This window comes from uncultured Brevundimonas sp. (genome assembly GCF_937870815.1).
In the GTDB taxonomy this organism is placed as follows: Bacteria; Pseudomonadota; Alphaproteobacteria; order Caulobacterales; family Caulobacteraceae; genus Brevundimonas.
Genome location: NZ_CALMZS010000017.1, coordinates 1 through 2,182 on the forward strand (window position 1 = coordinate 1; position 2,182 = coordinate 2,182).

Below are 2,182 nucleotides of genomic sequence, written 5' to 3' on the forward strand. Positions count from 1 at the left end.
GGCGGGGCCGGCATCACCGGCGAGATGCACGTCATGCGCCACGCCATGAACCTCGAGACGGTCAACACCTATGAGGGGGCCCACGACGTCCACGCCCTGATCCTCGGCCGCGCCATCACCGGCCAGAGCGCCTTCTGATGGCCGATGCGCCCGAGGGCCGCCTCGTCGGCCGCGTCATCGCCATGCCCGCCGACACCAATCCCGAGGGCGACATCTTCGGCGGCTGGCTGCTGGCCCATATGGACCTGGCCGGGGCGACCCCGGCCTTCGAGATCGCCCAGGGGCGCTGCGCCACCATCGCCGTCGACGCCATGGTCTTCCACCAGCCGGTCTCGGTCGGCGACGAGGTGTCGCTGCACGCCGAGGTCGTGAGGACCGGCCGCACCTCGATCCGGGTGCATGTCGAGGCGTGGAAGCGCTCGCGCAACGAGGCGCGCAACGAGGCGGTGCGGGTGACGGAGGGCGTGTTCACCTATGTGGCCATCGGCCCCGACAAGAAGCCGCGGGTGCTGCCGGGGACGGCCGGATAACCTACCGCCCGGCTGGGAAATCTTGACGTCCGGGCCTTGTCCGCCTACCTCCCCGGCATGGCCGTCCGTCGCATCCTCACCATCGACAACGCCGCCGACCTGGCGGTGCTGAAACAGGTCTCCCGTCCGGTCGAAGGGCCGGTGACGGACGAGCTGCGCGCCCTGATGGACGACATGCTGGAGACCATGTACGCGGCCCCGGGCATCGGCCTGGCCGCGGTCCAGGTCGGCGATCTGCGCCGGATCATCGTCATGGACCTCGGCGACCGCGAGACGACCCCCGAGCTGCAGGACGCCGAGGGCGCCGAGGCCGAGGCGGCGCGGCGCAACCCGCGCTGTTTCGTCAATCCCGAGATCCTCTGGGCCTCGGAAGAGCTGTTCCAGTACGAGGAGGGCTGCCTGTCGGTGCCGGACGTCTATGACGCCGTCGAGCGCCCGGCCCGGGTGCGCATCCGCTATCAGGACTACGCCGGCGAGGCGATCGAGGAGGAGGCCGAGGGCCTCTACGCCGTCTGCATCCAGCACGAGATGGACCATCTCGAGGGCGTGCTGTTCATCGACCACCTGTCGCGGCTGAAGCGCGAGCGCGCCGTGGCCAGGGTCAGGAAGGCGGCGAGGCTGGCCGCCTGATGGCCCGCCTCAAACGCAACCGCGACCGCATCATCGATCCCGACGGCCGGCGCCGGCTGACCCGCAACGAGAAGGTCGGGGTGGCCAGCCTCGTCTCGCTGGTCGCCGTCGCCGCCGTCGGCGTGGTGGCGGGCATCCTGCTGGACCGGCTGCTGAACTTCGACGACGCCCTCGACGCCGGCGGCGAATGGGACGAGGGCGGCGGCGTCTTCACGCGCTGGGACTGAGGCTGGCGAAGGCCGGCCCGGTGTGTTACATGTAACGCATGGCGAGTTCAGCGAAGCGCGTGGCCGAACACCGGGCGTCCCTGAGGGCGCAGGGGTTGAAGCCTGTCCAGATCTGGGTTCCGGATACGCGCGCGCCCGGTTACGCCGAGCGGGTCCGACGTCAGCTCGAGGCCCTGCGGACAGATCCGCGCGAGGCCCGTCTGCTGGAGGAACTGGACGCGTTCGCCGACTGGGGTGATCTCGATTGAAGCGGGGCGATGTCGTGATCGCGGTCATGAAGGGCGATTACGGCAAACCCCGGCCGGCGGTGGTCGTGCAGAGCGACATCTACGCAAACCATACCTCGGTGACAGTCGCCATGATGACGACGACGCTGACCGAACTCGACGACATTCGCATCACCATCGAGCCCCAACCTTCCAACGGCCTGCGCGAGACGTCCCAGGTCCTGGGCGACAGGGTGCAGACCGTGCGGCGCGACAGGATCAAGGAAGTCATCGGTGAACTGACGCCGGACCAGCTGACCGCGCTCAATCGCGCCCTCGCCTTGTTCCTCGGCGTTGTCTGAGGCACACCGCCCCGCATGCGCCTCGCCTTCATGGGAACCCCCGACTTCGCCGTGCCGTCGCTGGCCGAGCTGATCGCCAGCGGCCATGAGGTCGTGGCCGTCTACAGCCAGCCGCCGAAGCCGAAGGGCCGCGGCCAGAAACTGACCCCGTCGCCGGTGCACGCCTTCGCCGAGACCATGGGCCTGCCGGTGTTCACCCCGGCCTCGATGAAGGCCGCCGGGGCCGT

5 protein-coding genes and 2 pseudogenes are annotated in these 2,182 nt (G+C 69.6%); all 7 read left to right on the forward strand.

Translation table 11 applies throughout. The features are described 5' to 3' along the window. A pseudogene (locus Q0588_RS15980) lies at positions 1 to 138 on the forward strand (acyl-CoA dehydrogenase); the annotation flags it as partial. Further along, a complete protein-coding gene (locus tag Q0588_RS01180; RefSeq protein WP_298743008.1) occupies positions 138 to 530 on the forward strand; it encodes an acyl-CoA thioesterase in 393 nt (130 codons plus the stop codon). The pseudogene Q0588_RS15980 and the gene Q0588_RS01180, both read left to right, overlap by 1 nt. Positions 531 to 587: 57 nt before the next feature. Next, positions 588 to 1,160, forward strand: a complete 573-nt coding sequence (def, locus tag Q0588_RS01185; protein ID WP_298743012.1) for a peptide deformylase — start codon at positions 588 to 590, stop codon at positions 1,158 to 1,160. Then, positions 1,160 to 1,387, forward strand: coding sequence for a hypothetical protein (locus Q0588_RS01190; protein ID WP_298743009.1), 228 nt, complete (start codon positions 1,160 to 1,162; stop codon positions 1,385 to 1,387). Before def ends, Q0588_RS01190 begins: the two co-directional genes overlap by 1 nt. Before the next feature lie 38 nt (positions 1,388 to 1,425). Further along, entirely contained in the window at positions 1,426 to 1,635 is a 210-nt protein-coding gene (locus Q0588_RS01195; RefSeq protein ID WP_298743010.1) for an antitoxin MazE family protein, read from the forward strand. Continuing rightward, positions 1,632 to 1,955: a type II toxin-antitoxin system PemK/MazF family toxin gene (locus tag Q0588_RS01200; RefSeq protein ID WP_298743011.1), complete on the forward strand. Its 324-nt coding sequence runs from the start codon at positions 1,632 to 1,634 to the stop codon at positions 1,953 to 1,955. The genes Q0588_RS01195 and Q0588_RS01200 overlap by 4 nt, the downstream gene beginning before the upstream one ends. A 15-nt stretch (positions 1,956 to 1,970) precedes the next feature. Further along, positions 1,971 to 2,182 (forward strand): annotated as a pseudogene (locus Q0588_RS01205) (methionyl-tRNA formyltransferase); the annotation flags it as partial.